At 70.6% G+C, this 22,047-nt stretch carries 19 protein-coding genes; 13 read left to right on the plus strand and 6 right to left on the minus strand.

Going from position 1 to position 22,047, the window contains the following annotated elements; all coding sequences use genetic code 11:
* Nucleotides 1-18 precede the first annotated feature (18 nt).
* Nucleotides 19-2,814 (minus strand): FG-GAP-like repeat-containing protein, encoded by a 2,796-nt coding sequence (locus tag FE633_RS19800; protein ID WP_246113722.1) that lies wholly within the window; start codon nt 2,812-2,814, stop codon nt 19-21.
* A 318-nt stretch (nt 2,815-3,132) separates the two neighbouring features.
* On the opposite strand from FE633_RS19800, the gene FE633_RS19805 reads away from it, so the two are divergent.
* The 5 genes from FE633_RS19805 (at nt 3,133) to FE633_RS19825 (ending at nt 7,520) form a co-directional block, all read left to right on the plus strand.
* On the plus strand, nt 3,133-3,558 hold the full coding sequence (locus FE633_RS19805) for a hypothetical protein (protein WP_138046549.1): 426 nt from the start codon (nt 3,133-3,135) through the stop codon (nt 3,556-3,558).
* Between the two features lie 105 nt (nt 3,559-3,663).
* Nucleotides 3,664-4,281, plus strand: a complete 618-nt coding sequence (locus FE633_RS19810; RefSeq protein ID WP_138046507.1) for an RNA polymerase sigma factor — start codon at nt 3,664-3,666, stop codon at nt 4,279-4,281.
* 36 nt (nt 4,282-4,317) lie between these two features.
* Nucleotides 4,318-5,181, plus strand: coding sequence for a hypothetical protein (locus FE633_RS19815; RefSeq protein WP_138046508.1), 864 nt, complete (start codon nt 4,318-4,320; stop codon nt 5,179-5,181).
* A 468-nt stretch (nt 5,182-5,649) separates the two neighbouring features.
* Nucleotides 5,650-6,312: an RNA polymerase sigma factor gene (locus tag FE633_RS19820; protein ID WP_138046509.1), complete on the plus strand. Its 663-nt coding sequence runs from the start codon at nt 5,650-5,652 to the stop codon at nt 6,310-6,312.
* Nucleotides 6,312-7,520 (plus strand): hypothetical protein, encoded by a 1,209-nt coding sequence (locus FE633_RS19825; RefSeq protein ID WP_138046510.1) that lies wholly within the window; start codon nt 6,312-6,314, stop codon nt 7,518-7,520. The genes FE633_RS19820 and FE633_RS19825 overlap by 1 nt, the downstream gene beginning before the upstream one ends.
* Nucleotides 7,521-7,694: 174 nt before the next feature.
* Here the strand turns inward: FE633_RS19825 and FE633_RS19830 are convergent, their stop codons facing one another.
* On the minus strand, nt 7,695-8,558 hold the full coding sequence (locus FE633_RS19830) for a L,D-transpeptidase family protein (protein ID WP_246113723.1): 864 nt from the start codon (nt 8,556-8,558) through the stop codon (nt 7,695-7,697).
* A gap of 255 nt (nt 8,559-8,813) precedes the next feature.
* On the opposite strand from FE633_RS19830, the gene FE633_RS19835 reads away from it, so the two are divergent.
* Entirely contained in the window at nt 8,814-10,394 is a 1,581-nt protein-coding gene (locus FE633_RS19835) for an acyl-CoA mutase large subunit family protein (RefSeq protein ID WP_138046512.1), read from the plus strand.
* Between the two features lie 57 nt (nt 10,395-10,451).
* Nucleotides 10,452-11,027 carry a Uma2 family endonuclease gene (locus FE633_RS19840; RefSeq protein WP_138046513.1) on the plus strand — a complete coding sequence of 192 codons (576 nt, stop codon included), beginning with the start codon at nt 10,452-10,454 and terminating at the stop codon, nt 11,025-11,027.
* A gap of 8 nt (nt 11,028-11,035) precedes the next feature.
* Here FE633_RS19840 and FE633_RS19845 read toward each other — a convergent pair whose 3' ends face one another.
* Entirely contained in the window at nt 11,036-12,502 is a 1,467-nt protein-coding gene (locus tag FE633_RS19845) for an FAD-dependent oxidoreductase (RefSeq protein ID WP_138046514.1), read from the minus strand.
* An 83-nt stretch (nt 12,503-12,585) separates the two neighbouring features.
* Between FE633_RS19845 and FE633_RS19850 the strand changes: the two genes are divergently transcribed.
* Complete coding sequence (locus FE633_RS19850; protein ID WP_212747241.1) at nt 12,586-13,230, plus strand: TetR/AcrR family transcriptional regulator C-terminal domain-containing protein; 645 nt, start codon at nt 12,586-12,588, stop codon at nt 13,228-13,230.
* Nucleotides 13,227-13,490: a hypothetical protein gene (locus FE633_RS19855; protein WP_138046515.1), complete on the plus strand. Its 264-nt coding sequence runs from the start codon at nt 13,227-13,229 to the stop codon at nt 13,488-13,490. Before FE633_RS19850 ends, FE633_RS19855 begins: the two co-directional genes overlap by 4 nt.
* 4 nt (nt 13,491-13,494) lie before the next feature.
* Here FE633_RS19855 and FE633_RS19860 read toward each other — a convergent pair whose 3' ends face one another.
* The 3 genes from FE633_RS19860 to FE633_RS19870 form a co-directional block, all read right to left on the minus strand.
* Nucleotides 13,495-14,565, minus strand: coding sequence for an acyltransferase family protein (locus FE633_RS19860; RefSeq protein WP_246113726.1), 1,071 nt, complete (start codon nt 14,563-14,565; stop codon nt 13,495-13,497).
* 134 nt (nt 14,566-14,699) lie between these two features.
* The gene (locus FE633_RS19865; RefSeq protein ID WP_138046517.1) at nt 14,700-16,034 is read right to left on the minus strand and encodes a polysialyltransferase family glycosyltransferase; all 1,335 of its coding nucleotides are present in this window, start codon (nt 16,032-16,034) and stop codon (nt 14,700-14,702) included.
* The gene (locus tag FE633_RS19870; protein WP_138046518.1) at nt 16,031-17,008 is read right to left on the minus strand and encodes a glycosyltransferase family 2 protein; all 978 of its coding nucleotides are present in this window, start codon (nt 17,006-17,008) and stop codon (nt 16,031-16,033) included. Before FE633_RS19870 ends, FE633_RS19865 begins: the two co-directional genes overlap by 4 nt.
* Before the next feature lie 198 nt (nt 17,009-17,206).
* On the opposite strand from FE633_RS19870, the gene FE633_RS19875 reads away from it, so the two are divergent.
* The 4 genes from FE633_RS19875 (at nt 17,207) to FE633_RS19890 (ending at nt 22,035) form a co-directional block, all read left to right on the plus strand.
* Entirely contained in the window at nt 17,207-18,541 is a 1,335-nt protein-coding gene (locus FE633_RS19875; RefSeq protein ID WP_138046519.1) for a DUF6716 putative glycosyltransferase, read from the plus strand.
* 32 nt (nt 18,542-18,573) lie between these two features.
* Complete coding sequence (locus tag FE633_RS19880; RefSeq protein ID WP_138046520.1) at nt 18,574-19,872, plus strand: N-acylneuraminate cytidylyltransferase; 1,299 nt, start codon at nt 18,574-18,576, stop codon at nt 19,870-19,872.
* A gap of 14 nt (nt 19,873-19,886) precedes the next feature.
* A complete protein-coding gene (locus tag FE633_RS19885) occupies nt 19,887-20,834 on the plus strand; it encodes an N-acetylneuraminate synthase family protein (protein ID WP_425473195.1) in 948 nt (315 codons plus the stop codon).
* A 70-nt stretch (nt 20,835-20,904) separates the two neighbouring features.
* Nucleotides 20,905-22,035, plus strand: coding sequence for a hypothetical protein (locus FE633_RS19890; RefSeq protein ID WP_171060033.1), 1,131 nt, complete (start codon nt 20,905-20,907; stop codon nt 22,033-22,035).
* Nucleotides 22,036-22,047: the final 12 nt, after the last annotated feature.

Consider the following 22,047-nt stretch of genomic DNA (forward strand, 5'->3'; position numbering starts at 1 on the left):
GGTATCCAGGTGTCACACCTACGGCGTGAGCACCTGACCCAGACGGGCCCCCGTCGGCGTACCGAGCTGGGCGATTCCGAAGTACGCCGCCTTGGAGAGCACGACGCCCGAGTCGGCGCTCGGCAGGTACAGCAGCGTGCCGTTGCCCGCGTCCTCGCCCTCGGTGCCCAGGAGCAGATGGGCGAAGCCCCGGCCCGAGAGGTCCGTCAGCGAGACGGCCGAGCCCAGCTTGTCGTCCTTCTCCGTGGATCCGGGGATGCCGGTCGTGTCCTGGGAGTAGGAGAGGGAGCCGCTGCCGGTGAGACCGGACGAGGTGCCCTTGAAGAGCCACACCGCGCCCGCGTTGGACCGGTTGGTGCCGCTGCGTGTGATGTCCTCGTTGGGCGCGCCGGTCAGGACGTCCGCGTAGCCGTCGGCGTTGAAGTCGCCCACGGAGACCGAGGTGCCGAGGGCGTCGCCGGACTCGGCCGCGCCCTCCACGCCGGTGGTGCCCTGGTGGATCGTCGTCATGCCGGTGGTCGTGAAGCCCGTGGACGTGCCCGGAACCATCGTGACCTGGCCGCCCGCCTCGGCACCCGACTCCGACGTGTACGGCTGGCCGATGACGATGTCGTCGTAACCGTTGCCGTTCACGTCGCCCGCCGCGATGGAGCGGCCGCCCTTCACGGACAGCGTGGACACCTTCGACAGGCCCAGCGCCTTGGAGCCCTTGAACCAGGTGACCTTGCCGACACCGGACTGGTCGCGGTAGTTGAGAGCCACGTCCGCGTAGCCGTCCCGGTTGAAGTCACCGGTCGCGGCGTCCGCGTACGCGAGGGAGCCGGAGGCGGTGGTGAGATCGCCCGCGACCTCGTGGCCGTCGTCGAAGCGGGCCGCCCAATTGCCTCCGGTGCCGGTGGCCGCGGTGAAGACGTCCGCCTTGCCGTCGGCGTTGAAGTCGCCGACCGCGACCGTCGCGCCGAACTTCGCGCTGTTCATGTTGTAGTCGTCGCCGAGCGCCATGGTGTCCGCGCCGGTGTCGAACTTCGGGCCGTACAGGATGGTCACCGCGCCCCGGTCCACATGGGAGGCGTCGTCCTCGCCGGGGGCGCCGATCGCGAGGTCCGCGTAGCCGTCGCCGTTGATGTCGCCCCAGGCCGTGGCCGCGCCCCAGCTGTCGCCCTTCTCGGAGATGCCGGGGACGCCGGCGCTGGACTGCGTGAGCTTCAGCTTGCTCGCGGAGACCGGGCCGTTCAGGCCGCCCGGCACGATGACGACGTTGCCGACGCTGCTCGACGCCTGGGGCACACCGGCGGCGAAGTCGTTGATGCCGTCACGGTTGAAGTCGGCCGTCGGGATCGCGGCGTTCTTGCCGGCGCCGGCGGCGAACCGGCGGATCTCCCCCAGCTTCGCGTACAGGTTCTTGCCGGGGCACGCGGTGGCGAAGCCGTCGCGGTGACCGGAGATCGTGTTCAGCGTGGCTTGCTGGCCCGACTTCCAGACGCCCGTGTCGGCGGCGGCGGTCAGCGTGACCTGGCCGCTCGGGTCGCCCCCGTACTGGCCCAGCTTCCACGCGGCGACCCGCGCCACGGACTCCAGGGCGGCGCGCGTCGGCTTGCCCGCGGGCTTCGCCGGGGTGGTGGAGGTGGCGGCGGCACCCTCGAAGTCACCGAGGACGGCGATACCCGTCGAGTCGCCGTTGAAGCCGTAGGTGTGGGCGCCGCGCACCGGCAGGTCGATGCCGCCGGCACGGCCCTCGAAGATCCGGCCGCACTTGTCGACCAGGAAGTTGTAGCCGAGGTCGTTCCACTTCTCGACCTGGATGTGGTACGCCATGATGCCGCGCACCAGCGACGGGGACTCCGCGCAGCTGTAGTCGTTCGTGCCGACCGTGTGGTGCACGAAGACCGCGCTGACCTTCTCGATGTACTCCGGCGGATCGTCCACCGTCGACTCGTCGGCGCCCCACGCGGCACGGGAGATGATGGGCGGCTGCGTCACGGTGGACGGCGGCGGGCTGGGAACCGGGTCCGGTTCCGGCGAGGCGGACTCCGCCGCGCTCCCGGTGGGGGACGGGCTGAGCGTGTCGCCGGCCGGGGGCTCCGTGGTCTCGGAGCCCGACGGGGAGGGGGACGCTGCCACGTCTTCGCCCGGCGAGGGGGACGCCGCGTCCTCGCTCGGCGAGGGGGAGCCGGTCGGGTCCTCGGCGACGAAGGCGGCGTTCTCCATGCCCGTACCGCTGGCGGTGCCACTGCCGGTGCCGGTCGCGAGGCCCTTGTTCTTCGCCTCGGCCGAGGTCACGCCCGGGTCGACGAGGTTGAGTTCGAGCCCCTTGGGCAGACCGGCACTCGCGGAACCGTCGGCGGCGACGACACGCGCCTCCACGCCGTTGCTCGGCCCCACCCACAGCGGATCGGACGCGCCGCGCGCCTCCTTCGCGTCCGGCTCGGCCTTGTCGACCGGGTGCGCTTCGAGGTCCAGGCTCTGCCAGCCGCTCCACTTCCCGGTCTCGCTGCTGCGCGTCCGCACCTGCGCCGTGCCGTCGAGCGGTGTGGCCGACCCGGTCCACGAGACGCCGAGCAGCGAGAACGCGTCGGTGCCGGTCCGGGCCACCTCCCGCCTGCCCGTACCGTCGCTCTTCATCGCGAGGTCGTGCACCTTCACCGGCCGCTTGCCGCGCGCGACGTCCGCGGCCGGACCCGAACTCGGGTCCGCCATGGCATACGTCACCGCCCCCGCCCCGCCGAGTACCACCGCGCCTATGGTCAGCCACGCTCTCCGCTTCAGACTCAGCGGCTTGTACGCATGGGTCGTCCGGCGACTCAAATTCCCCACCCCTAGGAAAGCCTCATAAAAAACCCACCCGTTTCAGGGGTGGCCCCTTATTCAGCGCACATCTCGGGCTAAACATCACTAGCGAGAGATGTGGGGTACATCACTTCTGAACCTTCTGTTCACCCGGTGGACGACCGAAGTCCCCTCAGCTACCTGCGGCTTGTCCGCCCGGTCACTGGTGCGCGCCGCACTCGGTGTGATGTTTGTGGCCGTTGTTTCGCTTGGTGTGGTGGGCCGGTTCTGGATGTGCGGACCGGGTGTGATCACACACAAGGGGGCGAAGTGAGGGAAAGGGCAGCGGAGCGGACCGATCTGCTGATGAGACGTCAGGCGGCGGAGTTCGTACGAGGCGCCACGGCGCGCAGGCGGCTGCCGTTGGACTACTCCGTCGACAGCCTGCGCGTGGTCGACTTCATCATCGACGGGCTGCGCAAGAGCGGCCGGGGGCGCGCGGAAGTGGGGCAGGTGCTGTTCGGGCTGGGGGTCTACACCGGTGAGGTTCTGGTGCGGAGAGCCGGCGCTGCCTGGCTTGAATTCGACGACGCCCAGCGGGAGTTGTTCGGCCAGCCCGTGGGCGTACGGATGCCGGACGGGCGGGTGTGGAATCCGCTGGGGAAGGTGGTGAAACGATTCGAGTCGGGGGAGCGGGAGTCCCTCAGGACCTTCTATCTCCAACTGCACGGGCGGGCACGGCCGCGAGTGGCCCTGCAGGACGCTCTGCCAGGTGCGGCTGACCAGGTGTGACAAATCCACGATGGTCGGCGCTGATGACCATGGGGGCGCGCGGCCACGGTGATCTGTGGTGGGTGGCGCGAAATCAGTACGAACTCGGTGCGAACGAGGACAGTGTTGGGCCAGGCAGGGCAACCCCGCCGCGGACAGGCGGCTGACGGGGAACTGGGGGTGGCCGTCGCCCGGGCGCAGGAGGGGGACGAGGCTGCCTTCGCGGTCGCGTACCGGCTCGTGCAGCCCGGACTCCTCGGCTATCTGCGCGGGCTGGTCGGCGACGAGGCCGAGGACGTGGCATCGGACGCGTGGCTGGAGATCGCCCGGGACCTGGGGCGGTTCCGCGGGGACGGGGCGGGGTTTCGCGGCTGGACCGCGACCATCGCCCGCAACCGTGCGCTCGACTACCTGCGACGGCAGAAGGTCCGGCCCCGGGCATCGGTGCTGGAGCAGGACGTCCTGGAACTCCCGGGCGCGTACAACACGCATGACCAGGCCGTGGATTCCATCTCCACGGAGTACGCCCTCGGCCTGATCGCCCAGTTGCCGCGCGACCAGGCCGAGGCCGTGCTGCTGCGTGTCGTGGTCGGTCTGGACGGCCCCGCGACCGCACGTGTTCTGGGCAAACGCCCCGGTGCGGTACGTACCGCCGCGTACCGGGGCCTGAAGCGCCTGGCCCGACAGCTCGGTGCCGAAGGTGTGACGGAAGAGGGCCCCAGGACGCTGGGGGAGTCGGGATGAACAGCGAGCGATGCTTGGGCAAGGATGGATTCGGACATGGGTGAACGACACGGCGACGGCGGCTCCTTCGACCGCCGGGCCGCGCGGCCCGTGAACGGCTGGTCGAAGTCCGACGGCGCCTCGGCGGCCGGTCGGCGGGACGCCTCCGCCCTCGAATCCTTCCTCGCCGCCGCCATGTGCGCCGACGCCCTCGACCCGGACGCCGAGAACCAGGCCATGGTCGCCTTCCGCGCGGCGCGGGCCGCGGGGACGCACGAGGCGCAGACGCGGCGGCGGGACGACTGGCGGCCGCATGCCGAACGGTGGGGCGGGCGTTCGCTGCGGGCGACGCTGGTCGGGCTGCTGGCGAGTGTGGCCCTCGGCGGGGTCGCCATCGCCGCGATCGGCACGGCCGGCACCTCGGGTGACGGCGGTGACGGGCCACGGCCGTCGAGCACCGCTCCGGACCGGTCCGCGAACGACTCCGGCGCCACCGGCGCACCCGGTTCCACCGCACCCGGCTCCTCCGCGCCCGGTCGGCACGACGGCGTCACCGGTCGCCCTTCCGACCGCCCCTCGTCCGCCAAGGACGTGGAGGCCCACTGTCGCGCGTACGACGCGGCCGGGAAGAACGGCGAGGCCCTCGACGCGACCGCCTGGAAGCGCCTGGTGGAGGCCGCGGGCGGCGAGAAGAAGGTCGAGAAGTTCTGCGCCGGCCATACCGGTCAGTCGGCCACCGGTCAGTCGGCCACCAGTCAGCCGAGCACCGGGCAGCCGGCCACCGGTCAGCCGACCGAGAACCCGGGCGGCACGGACAGTCGTACGGAGAACGAGGCTCCGGCCCCCACCGTCGAACCCGACAACTCGCCCAAACCGCCGAAGGCCCCCGGTAAAGAAGCCCTCAAGGACGCGGCTCCCTGAACCGGTGCGGACATGCCCGGTGTCTCAGCCGGATGCGTGAAGTGGGATCCATGAAGACCGGATGTGCCGGATGTGCGGCATCCGGATGCGTGAGGTCCGCATGTGTGAAGACGGGGGCTGGGGCGTGTACGCCGTGTGCCGTGTCGACCGGCGTGGGAGAGCCCCACGAGGGCGGCCGAGGCAACGGCCGGGGCCGCCACCCCCCACAGGAGAGGCCCCGGCCGTCGCGCGGCACGGGCCGCGCGGCGGCCCGTACTCTCTACAGCGCCGAGGATGCGTTTTCTGTCACACCCCACCCCCCACGGAGTTGGCTGCACGTTGTACGGACATGGACGCAACCCTGTTTCAAGCCGTAACGTGCCTTTCGCGCCGGATAAGGGGCAGGTCCGCAACCATCGATTGAGCGACCACGATGGCGAGCAACCACGTCCGCGAGAGCGGCGCAGGTTCAGGCACAGAGGGAGTGCGGTGCTGGGGGACGACGCGGAGCTGACCGCCGCGGTGCTTGCCGCACAGGACGGAGACGAGACCGCGTTCCGGACTGTGTACCGAGCCGTGCAACCACGGCTCCTGGGATACGTACGGACGCTGGTCGGCGACCCGGACGCCGAGGACGTCACGTCCGAGGCCTGGCTGCAGATAGCACGCGACCTCGAGCGGTTCAGCGGAGACGCCGACCGCTTCCGCGGCTGGGCCGCCCGTATCGCCCGCAACCGCGCCCTCGACCACATACGGATGCGCGGCCGCCGTCCCGCGATCGGCGGCGACGAGACCGAACTCACCAGCAGGCCCGCCGAGTCCGACACCGCCGGTGAGGCCATGGAGTCCCTCGCCACCGGCGACACGCTCTCCCTCATCGCCCAACTCCCGCAGGACCAGGCGGAGGCCGTCGTGTTGCGCGTGGTCGTCGGTCTCGACGCGAAGACCGCGGCCGAGACGCTGGGCAAGCGCCCGGGAGCCGTCCGCACGGCGGCGCACCGCGGTCTGAAGCGGCTCGCCGAGCTGCTCGACGCGGATCCGGAATCCACCGGCGCCCTGGGCGCCGTCCCCTCACAAAGAGAACCGCGCACCCGTGCGGTGTCGTCCGCAGGTGTGACGCATATGCGTTCGCGGACGCAGAAGGATGTGTGATGGCCGACGAGCAGTACAAGTGGTTGGACCGCGCCACCGCGGAACGACTGCTGCGCGGAGAGCCACTTGAATTCGCCGACGCCGACACCCGTGACCAGGCCGGCCAACTCGCCGAGACGCTGGGCGCCTTGGGTGCACTGGCCGCCGAACCCCCGCTGACCAGCGCGGAACTCCCGGGCGAGGCCAATGCGTTGGCCGCCTTCCGCAAGGCGCGCGCCGACAGGGACGGCGAGCGGGAGGACCTCGGTCACCACGACCGTACGCACTCGGCCACGTCCTCCGACGGCGGCCTCGTCCGTCTCGGGCGCCCGGTGGCGGGCCGTCGCGGTCCGTCCCGTTGGGGCCGCCCGGTGCGTTTCGGGCTCGCCGCCGCACTGACCGCCGGGATGATCGGCGGGGTGGCGGTGGCCGCCACAACCGGAGTGCTGTCGATCGGCGACGACGATCCGGAACCCGCCGCCTCGGTGTCCGCGGGCATCACCCCGATGATCTCACCGTCCGCCGATCCGACGTGGGGCCCCGACTCGGCGCGGCCCGACGGCGGCACCGGCGGCCGGCCCGGCGACGGCCGCTCCAAGGACTCACGGGGTTCGCAGGATGGGGGCGAGGCGCGCGACAGGGCGCCCGGCAACCGGAGCGCGGCACCGGGGACCGGCTCGGACGACGCCCGCTACGGCTCGCGCTCCCCGGAGTGGTGGAACGGGGTGGCCTCGGCCTGCCGCGACATCCGCGACGGCAAGGACCTGGACTCCGGCCGCCGGCGCGCGCTGGAGGACGCGGCGCACGGCGCGGGGCGCGTACGGCAGTACTGCGCGGGCGTGCTGAAGCAGTCCGAGGGTCGCGCCGGCTCAGGGGCCAAGAAGAACGGCAATGGCAATGGCAATGGCAACGGCAACAACGCCAACCATGGCAACGGCAACGGCAACGGCAACGGCAACGGCAACAAAGACAAGGGCAGCAAGGGCAGCAAGGGCAGCAAGGGCAACGACGACGAGGGCGGCAACGGCCACATATCCTCGGGCGCCGGCACCGGCGACGCCCGCGCCCGCGTGCTCCCGACGTCCGGGCCCCCCGCCTCCGTCTTCACCCCCGCCCCTCCCGACGCGTCGTCGGCCCCGGACGTCACCGCGCAGCCGCTGACCCCGCCCAGGTCACCCTCCCGACCTGCGGTTTCTCCCTGCGGCGAAGGCCCTTCCAGCAGGGTGTGACATTTTCAGCCGTCCTCACGCAGTACTAGGTGAGCCGACTGGTCATCGGCTGTCGCACGAGCCGGGGTTCCCCCCGTACCCATGGCTCAGTGCACATCGGCGCGGGCGGGACACGTTCCCCCGGTCCCGCCCGCGCCCACTACCTCTCTCCCTCACCGGGGGACGGCGACCGCCTCACCAGTGGACGACGACCTTGTCGCCGCTTCTCACCTGCGCGAACAGCGCCGCGATCTTCCCCTCGTCCCGCACGTTCACACAGCCGTGCGAGGCGCCGTAGTAGCCGGTGGCCGCGAAGTCCGACGAGTAGTGGACCGCCTGGCCGCCGCTGAAGAACATCGCGTACGGCATCGGGGAGTCGTAGATCGTCGACACGTGGTGGCGCGACTTGAAAGAGACGTTGAACACGCCTTCCCGGGTGGGCGTGGACTGCGAGCCGAAGCGCACGTCCATCGTCGAGACGGTCCTGCCGTCGATCATCCAGCGCAGTGTGCGGCTGGTCTTGCTGATGCACAGCACACGGCCCGTCATACAGCGCGGGTCCGGCTTCGCGGCCGGCTGGCCGCCCGCCGCGTACAGCTCCCACTTGCCCGGCTCGCGCGTCATGCTCAGCAGCCGCTGCCACGTCACGGAGTCCGTCGTCCCGGTCTTCGGCAGCCCCCGCTTGCCCTGGAAGCCCTTGACCGCGCTGACCGTCGCCGCGTCGTACGTCCCCGTCGGACCCTCGAAGAGCCAGGCGATCTGACGCAGCCGGGCCTGTAGCTCTCGTACGTCCCTGCCCTGGTCGCCGCGCGACCAGAGGACCACGGGAGCCGGCGGCTCGGCGGGTTGCGAGGACGGCGAGGACTTCAAGGGCTCCGAGGACTTCGCGGGCGTCGAGGGTGTTGAAGGTGTCGAGGGCTTGGCGTCGTCCGGGGGCCGGGCCGGGGCCGGCGAGATGCTGATCGGGGCCGCCCGATCGGCGGACGAGCCGACCGTCTGCACGGTGCAGCCGCTCACCGCGGCGAGCACCGCGACGGCGGCCGTGACTGATCTCCACATGACTGGAGTACGCATGCGAACCCCCCGTTGCTCACCGAACCGCGATGCGTCTTCGTGCCCCTTTGAGATGTTTCCCTTGAGATGTTTCCCGGGGGTGCCTGGTTGCGAACCAGGGGGCATGGTTGTGAGCGGGGTCTCGTTCGGGCTGTGAGCAAGCTCCCAGGCTGGGCCTTCCACACGCCGCACGGCCGCCGCTACAGTCCGTGGCGAGGTCGTCTGTACTGGCGAGTATGCGAGCAACGCGGAGGCACAACCATGGCGCGCGAGTCGGAGTCCGGACTTCCCATCGAGCCGGTGTACGGTCCGGAGGCCCTGGCGGGCTGGGACGCGGCGGAAAAGCTGGGGGAGCCGGGTTCGTACCCCTACACGCGCGGTGTGTATCCGTCCATGTACACGGGCCGGCCGTGGACGATGCGCCAGTACGCGGGTTTCGGTACGGCGGTGGAGTCGAACGCCCGCTACAAGCAGCTGATCGCCAACGGCACGATGGGTCTGTCGGTCGCCTTCGACCTGCCCACCCAGATGGGCCACGACTCGGACGCGCCGATCGCGTCGGGTGAGGTCGGCAAGGTGGGCGTGGCCATCGACTCGATCGACGACATGCGGGTGCTGTTCGGCGGGATCCCGCTGGACAAGGTGTCGACATCGATGACGATCAACGCGCCCGCCGCGCTGCTCCTGCTGCTGTACCAACTGGTGGCGGAGGAGCAGGGAGTCGCCGCCGACCAGCTGACGGGCACCATCCAGAACGACGTGCTCAAGGAGTACATCGCACGCGGCACGTACATCTTCCCGCCCAAGCCCTCCCTCCGCCTGATCGCGGACATCTTCCAGTACTGCAAGGCCGAGATCCCGAAGTGGAACACCATCTCGATCTCCGGCTATCACATGGCCGAGGCGGGCGCCTCGCCCGCGCAGGAGATCGCGTTCACGCTGGCGGACGGCATCGAGTACGTGCGCACGGCGATCGCGGCCGGGATGGACGTCGACGACTTCGCGCCGCGGCTGTCCTTCTTCTTCGTGTCCCGGACGACGATCCTCGAAGAGGTCGCCAAGTTCCGTGCCGCGCGCAGGATCTGGGCCCGGGTGATGAAGGAGGAGTTCGGCGCGAAGAACCCGAAGTCGTGGATGCTGCGCTTCCACACGCAGACGGCGGGTGTACAGCTGACGGCCCAGCAGCCGGAGGTGAACCTGGTCCGGGTGGCGGTTCAGGGCCTGGCGGCGGTGCTGGGCGGTACGCAGTCCCTGCACACCAATTCCTTCGACGAGGCGATCGCGCTGCCCACGGACAAGAGCGCCCGCCTCGCCCTGCGTACGCAGCAGGTACTGGCGTACGAGACGGACGTGACCGCCACCGTGGACCCCTTCGCGGGCTCGTACGTCGTCGAAAAGATGACCGACGACGTGGAGGCCGCGGCGGTCGAGCTGATGACCAAGGTCGAGGACCTGGGCGGCGCGGTCAACGCCATCGAGCACGGCTTCCAGAAGAACGAGATCGAGCGCAGCGCCTACCGGATCGCGCAGGAGACGGACGCCGGCGAGCGGGTGGTCGTGGGCGTCAACCGCTACCAGCTCGACGAGGAGGAGCCGTACGAGCCCCTCCGGGTGGACCCGGCGATCGAGGCCCAGCAGGCCGAACGCCTCGCCAAGCTCCGCGCCGAGCGCGACCAGGGCGCCGTGGACTCGGCCCTGGCCGCGCTGAAGAAGGCGGCGGGGGGCGAGGACAACGTCCTCTTCCCGATGAAGGACGCGCTGAGGGCTCGCGCGACGGTGGGCGAGGTGTGCAACGCGTTGCGGGAGGTTTGGGGGACTTACGTGCCGAGCGATGTTTTCTGAGTGTGTCGCTCCGGATACGCTGGGTGAACATGGCGTGTCTGGAGAGGGGTTGTGGTCGTGGCGCGTACCCGGCGGACGACGGTACTGGAGGCCGAGACCTGGCTCACTCGTGAACTGGAGGGTTATCGCGGTGAGGTCCTCTACGGGAGACTCACCGCGACGCCGTGGCCTGACGGTCCGCATCAGCTGATCCTGACGCAGGTCTTCCGCGAGTTCTGCAAGGCCGAGGGCCGGAGCGGGCTCAAGTGCCTGCAGGGCATCGGTCTGTGGCTACCCACGGGCCCCGACGACTTCGCGGTTCCTGACCTCTCGATCGTCGACGCGGACTTCCTGGGCACGCACGTTCAGCACAACTGCCACGCGCCCCGTGCCTTCCGCCTGGTGCTGGAGGTGACAGCCTGCAACTGGTCCGACGACCTCGGCCTGAAAGCCGACTGCTATGCCCAGGCCCGCATCCCCGTCTACCTCATCGCCGACCGCGAACACGACGAGGTACTGCTCCACCAGGACCCGGTCGACGGCAGGTACCCGGCGCCCCAGCGCTACAAGCGGGGCCAGACCGTCCCGATCCCGGAGTCCGTCGGCGTAACCCTCGATCTCTCCGTGGACGCCCTCCTCGACGGCGACGGCTGACCGTCCGATCACCGGCGGGCGCCGAACCGAGCCCAGTAGTCGGACAGTCCCGCCGCGCTCTCGCCGGCCCAGCCCACGTATCCATCGGGCCGGACCAGGAACACCCCCGTGCCGTACGCCTCGTACTCCGGTACGTGAACGGTGTGCACCAAGTCCCCTTCCAGCGGCGGCAGTTCAGCCTCCGTTTCGCCCACCGCGAGCAGCGTCCAGTGCGGCCCCCGGAACGCGTCGAAGAGGCGTACGCCGCCCCGCGTGCCGTCCGGGGCGCGGTCGCCCGCGTGCAGGGCGTCCTGGGGGAGGCCGGTGCGGGTCTCCACCGCCAGTGAGCAGCCCCGGTAACCCACACCCAGCTGTTGCGTGGCCTCGCCGCGTCGGACCTCGCCCCGGTGGACCCGGGTCGACAGGCCCAGCATCTCGGCGGCGACGGGATGCCGCTCCTCCTCGTACGAGTCGAGGAGGGCGTCCGGCGCACCGCCCCGCAAAACGGCCCCGAGCTTCCAGCCCAGGTTGTAGGCGTCCTGGACGCTCGTGTTGAGCCCCTGTCCGCCGGCCGGTGAGTGGACGTGCGCGGCGTCGCCCGCGAGGAACACCCGGTCCTTGCGGAAGCGGTCCGCCAGCGCGGCGCGCGGCCGGAAGTCCGAGACCCAGCGGACCTCGGTCACGGCGTCGGGCGCGAGATGCGTCCGGGTGGCGACAAGTTTGCGGATGCCGTCCAGGGAGAGGTCCGGCGCGGCTGCCGGGTCCTCGAAGTCGCCCACCAACTGGAAGTCCTCGACGCCCGGGAGCGGCCAGATCGCCAGAAAGCCCTCGCCGTCGGAGGGCGGGAAGACGTGCAGGTTGTCGCGGTCGAGTCCGCTGATGCGGACGTCCGCCACCAGGGTGGGGTTCGGGTCCACCGTCTCGCCGGTCATGCCGATGCCGAGCAGTCGGCGCACGGTGGAGCGTCCGCCGTCGGCGGCCACCGCGTACCGGGCCCGGACGGGCGCGCCGTTCGCGAAGGCCGCCGTCACCCCGTCCGTGTCCTGGGTGAGCCCGGTCAGCTCGCGTCCGAACACGACGTCTCCGCCGAGCTCCCGCAGGCGCGCGAGGAGGATCTCCTGGGTGCGCCACTGCGGGACCATCCACATCCCGGCGTACGGAGCCGCCTCGGTGGGGGCGACCTCGTCGAACATCCGGTGCTCGCCCTGGCGCTCGCCGTTCTGCCAGATCATGCCGACGGGATAGCTGCCGCCCGCCGCCCGCACAGATTCGAGCACGCCGAGGTCGTCGAAGACCTCCATGGTGCGCGGCTGGATGCCCTTGCCGCGCGAGCCCGGGAAGAGCGCGTCGGCCCGCTCCACGACCAGGGACCGAACTCCGCGCCGGGCCAGGTCGATGGCGAGTGTGAGCCCGGTGGGTCCGCCGCCCACGATGAGCACCTCGGTCACCCCGGTCACTTCGGTGTCCACGGTTTCCTTAACGTTGTTAAGTTCCATGCGGTCCAGGATGCCCTTAACGGCGTTAAGCTGTCAACGGAACACCGAAAGACGGAGCAGGCGACGCCGGATAGGCTGCCGACGTGGCTGTAGGGAAGATCGACCGGACGCGCGTGGCCGACACCGCGCTGCGACTGCTGAACGAGGTGGGCCTCGAAGGCCTCACCCTGCGGGCCATCGCCAAGGAGCTGGACGTCAAGGCCCCTGCCCTGTACTGGCACTTCAAGGACAAACAGGCGCTGCTCGACGAGATGGCCACGGAGATGCTCCGGCGCATGGCGGCCGAGCTGACACACCCGCCGGAGGACTGGCGGGAGTCACTCGCCGTGTCCATGCGCGGCCTGCGCGAGCATCTGCTGCGCTACCGCGACGGCGCCAAGGTCTTCAGCGGTACGCACTTCACGGACACGTCGTACGCGGCTCCCATGGAGGCGCAGATGCGCGTGCTCACGGAGGCGGGCTTCACTCCGGCCGAGGCCGCCCGCGCCCGGCTCACCGCGTACAGCTACACCATCGGCTACGTCATCGAGGAGCAGGTCATGGGGCCCGACCCGGTCCGCGGAGCCGAGGGCTACGACCTGGCGGCCCGCGCCGAGCGGCTCGCCGAGTACCCGCTGGCGGTGGCGGCGGGCTGGGAGGTCTTCCAGGACCACGACCGCGGTTTCGAGGAAGGCCTCGCGACGATCATCGCGGGAATCGACGTGACGATGCGGGGGAAGCACGCATGACGGACGACCGGCACAGCACGGACAACGACGGCGACGGCGACGGCGGCCGCGCCAACGGCAACGGCAACGGTGGCGGTGGCAACGACGGCGGCGAGGGCCTGACCGACTTCGTCACCGACCCCGCCGCCCGCGCCGAACTCGCCCGCCGCATGGAGGAACTCGCCGACCTCATCAACGAGGCCGACGAGGCGCTCGGCGACATCCTCGACAGTGTTCAGCGGGTGGTGGCGGCGGAGAGCCGTCACCGGGACACGCCCTGACCGGTCAGCGTCGTCCGGACAGCTCCGAGCGCAGCCGTGGCGTGAGCGAACCCTCCACATAGCGGTTCAGCAGCCACGCCAGCAGCAGCATCGTCGCGATCGTCAGCAGGAAGGTCGCGTACGACGGGATGTTCAGGCCCTGGTGGTAGGCCTTGATCGCCACCCAGCCGAGGTGCTCGTGGATCAGGTAGAAGGGGTACGTCAGGGCGCCCGCGACGGTCAGCCAGCGCCAGTTGACGCGGTGCAGCAGGCCCAGGGCGATCGCGGCGACCGCGGCGAAGCCCAGGGTGACGACCAGGATGATGCCCGCCGAGGTGCGGTACGAGAAGAAGTCCGGGTCGGGCGCGTGCCACAACCCGGCCACCGCGTAGTGCTGACCGAGCAGCCAGCTGACCCCGACGATGCCCCAGGCGTACGCGTCACGCCGGTCGCGGTGGACGAGGTAGAGGCCGATGCCGCCGATGAAGAACGGCGCGTACTCGGGCATCAGGACGAGGTCGAGGAGCGGCTCGTTCGCCGCCTGGGCGATCGCGGAGGCCAGGGTCCAGCCCGCGCAGAACAGGATGATGCCCTGGCGGTTCGCGCCCGGCAGGACGACGCACACGGCGAACAGGGCGTAGAAGCGGACCTCCGCCCACAGTGTCCAGCAGACCCCCAGCACTCGGTCCACGCCCAGGGGTTGCTGCATCATCGTCAGGTTCAGCAGCGCGTCGCTCGGCGAGACGGCCTCGTACGCCACCACCGGAAGGGCGAAGACCGCCGTCACGACGATCACCGCCGCCCAGTAGGACGGCAGCAGCCGCGAGGCGCGCGAGGCGAAGAACGACCGTAGGGGACGTCCCCAGCCGCTCATGCAGATCACGAAGCCGCTGATCACGAAGAAGATGTGTACGCCCAGACAGCCGTACGCGAACCACGAGTGCAGCGTGGGGAATTGGAGCTTCGCGGAAGACCCCCACGCCTCGGCGACTTCGCCGTCCCGGCCGCCGTAGTGATACGCGGCGACCATCAACGCGGCGATGAGCCGCAGACCGTCGAGGGCACGTAGCCGAGTTGCGCGTGTCCGGACGATGATGCGGCTCTGGGAGCTGCTGGTGGTGCCTGTGCTGCTGGTGTCGCTTTTGGTGCTTGCAACGCTGGTGGTGCTGGTGGAGCTGGTGGTGCCCGCCTCCGGAGAGGGCGTCGGGGCGGGCTGTGAGTCCACCCAGCTCATCCGAGAGTGGCCCTCTTGAGGGATCGGGCGCGGCGGGCCACGCGGCGGACGGTGGCGTTGCGCGGGATGAAGGCGAGCTGCTGCGGTACCGCGCCGGGCAGGGCCAGCGAGGTGAGGCGTCGGCGTTTGAAGTAGCGCCAGGTGTGGCTGTTCAGACGCCGCGTCAGGTACCGCTCGGCAGCCGGTCGCAGCTCCGGGTAGATCTTGGACTGCATCGCGTAGCCCACGCCCCGCAGGAGCTCGGTCAGTTCGTCCGTGCTCAGGCCCTGTCGCTGTTCGGTGACCGCCGTGCGGTCCGTCAGCTCGGGCAGCAGCGCGTCGACGATCGTCACGGGTACCCGGTTGCTGTTCTCGTACGGCGTGAGGCGCTCGAGGAGCGTCTCCGTGCCGATCCGGGCGACCGGCAGGCCGTACAGCGCGGAGGCGGTGAGCAGGGCGGTGGAGAAGCAGCCGGCCACCAGCGCGGGCCGCATCCGCTGGTAGAGCACCTCGGCGAGGACCGGTGTGTCGAGCACCGTGAGGTCGGCGCCGATCTTCTCGGCCTCCTGCTCCAGGGCGCGCGACCAGCGGGCCGGGGCGCTGGGATGCGGTTTGAACACCACGCGCTGGTGGCCCAGCAGGACGGCGCCCTTCAGCATCCGTACATGCAGGTTCTCCTCCTCCTCGGCGGTGAGGATGCCGAGGGCGGAGAGGTACTGGCCGAGCAGCAGCGCCGGTTCGTCGATGTCGGGCAACTCGCTCCCGGTGTCCACGAGTTCGGCGAGCACCTTGGTGAACGCGTCCGTCGGAACCAGCTCGGGCTCGACGCCGAACTCGGTGAGCAGCAGCGGCTTGAGGCCCGGCACCAGGTCGAGATGGAGCAGACGGTCGATGCGGGTGCCGACCAGCGGGTCGATCTTGCTGCGGGTGGGGCCGTAGCTCATCAGACCGTCCGCGTAGACGGTGACGGGCGCGCCCGTGAAGATCTGCGCGACGCCGAGCGCCGGGTTGACCTGGATCGACTCGACGACCAGCTCGACGTCGTCGTCACCGAGGTCCCAGGCGAGCCGCAGATGCCGCTCCCAGAGCGGGACGTCGTTCAGGCGCGGGGACCAACCGCCGGGGTGGAAGGGCGAGATGGTCTCGTTCCACGAGATCACGTCGTCGAACCGGGCGCGCAGCCGTTCGAAGCCGGGCATCTCGTCGATGCCCGGCGAAGTCTCGGGCGTCGCGGCGTTGTTGGAGACCAGCAGGATGCGCCGGTCTGCGGGGCGGAAGCAGTCGGAGTCGACGGCGGCCGCGAGTGTCGCCGTGCCGTACAGCGTCGACGCCATGAAGATCTGGGTGGTCACGCGGCCACCCCCGCCGGGGCGGGACGGCGGCGCAGCCGCCGCAGCCGCGTCGCGCGCTCCACGTCCATGGAGTCGAGGGCGTCGTCGAGGACGTCCTGCGGCATGCGCCGCAATGCGACGGCACTCATCGACTTCAGTTTCCGTGCCACGGGAGGCTCGAACCTTTCGATGGAACCCAGGTGATGGGAAATAATCGCGCAGTAAGTCCGTACGGCCTTCGGGAGTAGTTTATCGGCCTCCCGGTCCTCGGCCGTTTCCCGTATGACCTGGTCAAAGGCGCGCAGGAAATCCAGCTGCCGTACGTCCCCGATCTGCGTCAGCGAGGACGAGACTCCGCGGCGGTAGAACACGCCGAGCAGTCCCGCGACGGCGAACGACTCCGCCTCGCGGTGCAGCCGCCAGATCCACGGCCGGTCCTCGGCCGTGCGCAGCCCGTCGGTGAAGTGCAGCAGGCCCCGGTCGGCCAGCCGGCGGTGGTAGATGCCCGCCCAGGCGTACGCGTAGTCGACGGAAGTGGAGCGGTCGGCGGGCAGTATCGCCTCGCGCGGGTTCAGTACGACACCCCGCCGGCCGTGCGGCACCCGGTGGACGGAACGGGCCCGGGCGGTGCACTGGACATGGTCCGTACGGACGAAGTCGCACCCCAGGTTCTCGATGAACGCGAGGAGCTGCTCGTAGTAGCCGGGCGCGAGCCAGTCGTCGCCGTCGAGGAACGTGAGGTACTCGCCACGCGCCGCGTCGAGGCCGGTGTTTCGGGCGGTCGCCAGACCTCCGTTCTCCTCGTGTCTGACGTGGACGGCACCTGGGAGCTCACGCTCCGCGCGCGCGAGAATGTCCGGGGTCTCGTCGCGCGAGCAGTCGTCGACGAGAATGAATTCGAAGTCCTCGCGCGCGTTCGCACGCAGGCTCCTCAGGGTGTCGGGCGCATATTGCTGCACGTTGTAGAACGGCACGATGACGGAGAGCTTGACCACCCGAGTGACGTTAGGCGGCGGCCCGGCATTCGTCTTGACTCACGGTGAGATGCCAGGTGAACGACGCGTGGCGGAATGGTGAACCCAGCTTTTTTGCGCGCCGATCCGGGGCCGATTCGCCATTCGTCGATGCGCTGTTAACCCTTTGTTGCATTCTGGTTGGGCGGATCATCGGAATGCCTTCCTAGCGTCTTGTACGTGCCAGCAAGTACCTCGAACTCCCTGCGAGTCGCCGTTCTCGCGGATTCCGATACCCGGTGGAAATGGGGCGCGCTCACCGCGAACCGTATCGCGCCGAGCGAATCGGACATCCGCCTCGACGGCCGTCTCCTGCGCGGCCGTGCCACTCCCACGGCCCGCCAGCTCGACGAGGTCGGCGTCCGCGCGGACTCCCTCCGCGAAGTCACCGCCGCCGAGTTCCTGCGGACCATGCGGGAAGAGACGTACGACGTCGTCGTGCTCGCCCTCGTCGGCGGCGCCGTCCAGGCGATGCTGCACGGACTCGCGTACGCCTGGCAGGGGCGCGAGCACCGGCCCGTGGTCGTCACCGGCTATGTCGGCGTCGTCTACGAGAAGCTCGCCGACGGGCTGCTGCTGCGGCACGGCGCCGATCTGGTCCTCGCCAACTCCCGCCAGGACGCGGAGCGTTTCACCGCCGTGTACGAGGGAGTGGGCGCCGACGCCTCGTCCGTGACGGAGGTCGCGCTGCCCTTCCTCGGCGGTGCCTCCTACGAGCGGCACGACCCGTACACGGTCGTCTTCGCCGCACAGCCCTCCGTGCCCGAGAGCCGCAAGGACCGTACGTACCTGCTGGAGCGGCTCGTTCAGCACGCGCGGCTGCACCCGGACCGCGAGGTCCTGCTGAAGCTGCGCTCCAAGCCGGGCGAACACACCACGCACATCGAGGAGCAGCCCTACCAGAAGCTGGTGCAGCGGCTGGACCCGCCCGCCAACTTCCGCCTCGTGTACGGGCACATGGGCGAGGTCCTCGACCGCACCGACCTGCTGGTCACGGTCAGCTCCACGGCCGCCCTGGAGTCCCTGCACCGGCGCATCCCCACGGTCGTCCTGACCGACCTGGGAGTGCGCGAGGCCCTCGGCAACCACCACTTCGTCGGCTCCGGATGCCTCGCGTCCTGGGACCAGCTCGACGCCGGACACCGGCCGACGCCCGACGAGGAGTGGGTGGCCCGGCAGGGTGTCGCCGCTGGGGGCACCTCCGGGACGAAGTCCGGGGGAGGGGCGTACGAGACGGCCTTCGACGCGGCCCGCGAGCGCATCGCCGAGCTGCTCGCCAAGGGTGAACTCCCGCCCCTGGCCCCCTACTACACGCCCACCACCGCGCCCGGCTATCTGCCCGGCGTCCTCGCCCGCCACCACCTCGGCCCGGACGGCAGCCCGCTGCCCGGCGCGCCGGACGCCGACCGGGAGCCCGGTCCGGTGCGGCAGATCGTGCGCCGGGCGGCGCGCGGCGCCTACCGGCACGGCGTGCAGCGCGTGGCGCCCGTCATCCGGCGGATGGGCGAGCTGTGAGCGCCCCGATCCCCTCCCAAGGAGTACAGCGAATGTCCCATTCGGAAGCGGGCCAGGCGACGTCGGTACGTCGCGTGCTCGCGGTGATCCCCGCCCGGGGCGGCTCCAAGGGCGTCCCCGCCAAGAACCTCGCGCCCGTCGGCGGCGTACCGCTGGTGGCCCGTGCCGTGCGCGAGTGCCGCGCGGCCCGCCTCGTCACGGACGTCCTCGTCTCCACGGACGACACCGCGATCGCGGCCGTCGCCCGTGAGGCGGGCGCCGAGGTCGTCCTGCGCCCCGCCGCCATCGCCGGCGACACGGCCACCTCCGAGGCCGCCGTCCTGCACGCCATGGACGCCCACGAGGCCCTGCACGGCGCCTCCGTCGACGCGGTCCTGCTCGTGCAGTGCACCAGCCCGTTCATCGTCCGCGAGGACATCGACGGGGTCGCCTCCGCGGTCGTGGAGCAGGGCGCGGACACGGCGCTCACCGTCGCCCCCTTCCACGGGTTCATCTGGCGTGACGCGGACGACGACCCGGCGGTCGTCGACACGCAGCACACGGCGGCCGTGGGCGGCGGCACGGCCGTGGCCCACTCCACGGCCACGGACGGCGGCTACGGCGTCAACCACGACAAGTCCTTCCGCCCCCGCCGCCAGGACCGCCCCCAGGACCTGCTGGAGACCGGTGCCGCGTACGCCATGAACGCGGCCGGCCTGCGGGAGCACAAGCACCGGTTCTTCGGGCGTACGGAGCTCGTACGGACCGACCCCGCACGGGTGTTGGAGATCGACGACCCGCACGACCTGGCCCGGGCACGGGCGTTGGCGCCGCTCTTCGACGCCGACCGGCCCGGTTCCCTCCCGACCGCCGACGACATCGACGCGGTCGTCCTCGACTTCGACGGCACCCAGACCGACGACAGGGTGCTGATCGACTCCGACGGACGGGAGTTCGTCTCCGTGCACCGCGGGGACGGACTCGGCATCGCGGCCCTCCGCAAGAGCGGCCTGACGATGCTGGTCCTGTCCACGGAACAGAACCCGGTCGTCGCCGCACGGGCCCGGAAGCTGCGCATCCCGGTCCTCCACGGCATCGACCGGAAAGACCTCGCACTGAAGCAGTGGTGCGAGGAGCAGGGCATCGCGCCTGAGCGCGTGCTCTACGTCGGCAACGACGTCAACGACCTCCCGTGCTTCGGCCTTGTCGGCTGGCCCGTGGCGGTCGCGAGCGCCCACGACGTCGTGCGCGGCGCCGCACGCGCGGTCACCACCGTCCCCGGTGGCGACGGCGCGATCCGAGAGATCGCCAGCTGGATCCTCGGCCCTTCTCTCGACTCCCTCGACAAGTAAGGAAAGTTCCTGTCATGACCGCTGTGACCTCCATCTCCCGTCTGCGCACGTTCGGTTCGAAGACCGCGGGCCCCGGCCAGCCGGTCTACGTCACCGGTGAGATCGGCATCAACCACAACGGCGATCTTGAGAACGCCTTCAAGCTGATCGACGCGGCGGCCGAGGCCGGCTGCGACGCCGTGAAGTTCCAGAAGCGCACCCCCGAGATCTGCACCCCGCGCGACCAGTGGGACATCGAGCGCGACACCCCCTGGGGCCGTATGACCTACATCGACTACCGCCACCGCGTGGAGTTCGGTGAGGACGAGTACCGCCAGATCGACGCGTACTGCAAGGAGCGGGACATCGCCTGGTTCGCGTCCCCGTGGGACACCGAGGCCGTCGCCTTCCTGGAGAAGTTCGACGTTCCCGCCCACAAGGTCGCGTCCGCCTCCCTCACGGACGACGAGCTGCTGCGCGCCCTGCGCGCGACGGGCCGCACGATCATCCTCTCCACCGGCATGTCGACCCCGAAGCAGATCCGCCACGCCGTGGAGGTCCTGGGCTCGGACAACATCCTTCTCTGCCACGCCACTTCGACGTACCCGGCGAAGGCCGAGGAGCTGAACCTCCGCGTGATCAACACGCTGCAGGCCGAGTTCCCGAACGTCCCGATCGGCTACTCCGGCCACGAGACGGGCCTGCAGACCACCCTCGCCGCGGTCGCGCTCGGCGCCACCTTCGTCGAGCGTCACATCACCCTCGACCGCGCCATGTGGGGCTCCGACCAGGCCGCCTCGGTCGAGCCGCAGGGCCTGACCCGCCTGGTCCGCGACATCCGCACCATCGAGGCCTCCCTCGGCGACGGCGTCAAGAAGGTGTACGACTCCGAGCTCGGCCCGATGAAGAAGCTGCGCCGCGTCCAGGGCGTCGTCGCCGAGGCCGAGATCGCCGCGGCCGCGGGCGAGCCCGTCGCGGTCTGACCCCGGCCCTCACCCCGTCCGTACTCACGGATCCCCAGTCCGTACTCACGGAAGCGACGGTTGAACGTCGATGAGTCCCCGCGCCGGATCCACCGGCTCCCGCACGGCCTCCACGAAGACGCCTGTCTCACGGACGCTCGCCTTCGTGGAGAGCCCGGTCCAGCTCCTCAATGTCCTGGAGTGGGCCCATGCGAACGCGCTCCAGGATCCCGGCGCGGGGCTCACCCTCGTCGTCCTCTCTCCCAACGACCCGATGACCCGCGGTCAGCTGCGCCGTATGGCCGAGCTGGCCCGCGGCGAAGGGTACGAGGTCCGCTGGGAGGAGGCGCGCGGCGGACCGGCGGCGCCCTTCCAGACGATCGGCGGCCTGGCTCCGCTGCTGCGGCGGGCGAAGCGGATCGTCATGGGCGACCCGTTCTCCCGCTACGTACAGCTCCTCCTGACCATCACCCGCGCCCGCGACCTCGTCGTCGTGGACGACGGCACCGCGACGATGGAGTTCGTCTCCCAACTCGCCCGCGGTGAGCGCCTGGTGCGCTGGCACCGGCGCGGCGGTCGCCCCGGCGCGCGTGACCTGGTGTTCGCGCCGGTCTCCGCCTCGGCGCGCCGCCGTCTCACGCCCCGCTCCGGGCGCCGCGTGGAGGTCTTCTCCTCCATGCCGATCACCGAGACGCCCGAGGGCGTCCACATCACCGTCAACGACTTCGCCTGGACCCGCGCCCGCTTCGGCCCGCCGCGCCTCACCAAGGGCGCGGACCTGGTGGGCACGTCCCTGGTGGAGACGGGAGTCGTGGACAGCGACCGCTACCTGGAAGCCGTGAAGGGGCTCACCAAGACCTACGGCGCGACCCGCTACTTCGCCCACCGCCGCGAGAGCACCGACAAACTCCGCCGGCTGGCCGTCGAGACCGGCCTGGAGATCGTCCGCCCCGAGCTCCCCCTCGAACTGATCGCCCGCCGCGGCCCCATCGGCCGTACGATCCTGAGCTTCCCCTCCACCGTCGTCCACACCCTCCCGCTGGCGCTCGTCGGCACCGAGGTCCGGGTCGCCGTCTGCGACATCGACCCGGCCTGGCTCACGGAGACAGCCTCCCCGCGCGCCCAGGGCTTCCTGTCGGGCGTAACGGGAACGGCCCGCGACGTACACCGCCTGTCGGCGGTCCCCACGCTTCCCGCCCTTCCGGTGGTCCCGGCGACCTGAGCTGAAATCAAA

The organism is Streptomyces montanus, assembly GCF_005786655.1.
In the GTDB taxonomy this organism is placed as follows: domain Bacteria; phylum Actinomycetota; class Actinomycetes; order Streptomycetales; family Streptomycetaceae; genus Streptomyces; species Streptomyces sporangiiformans.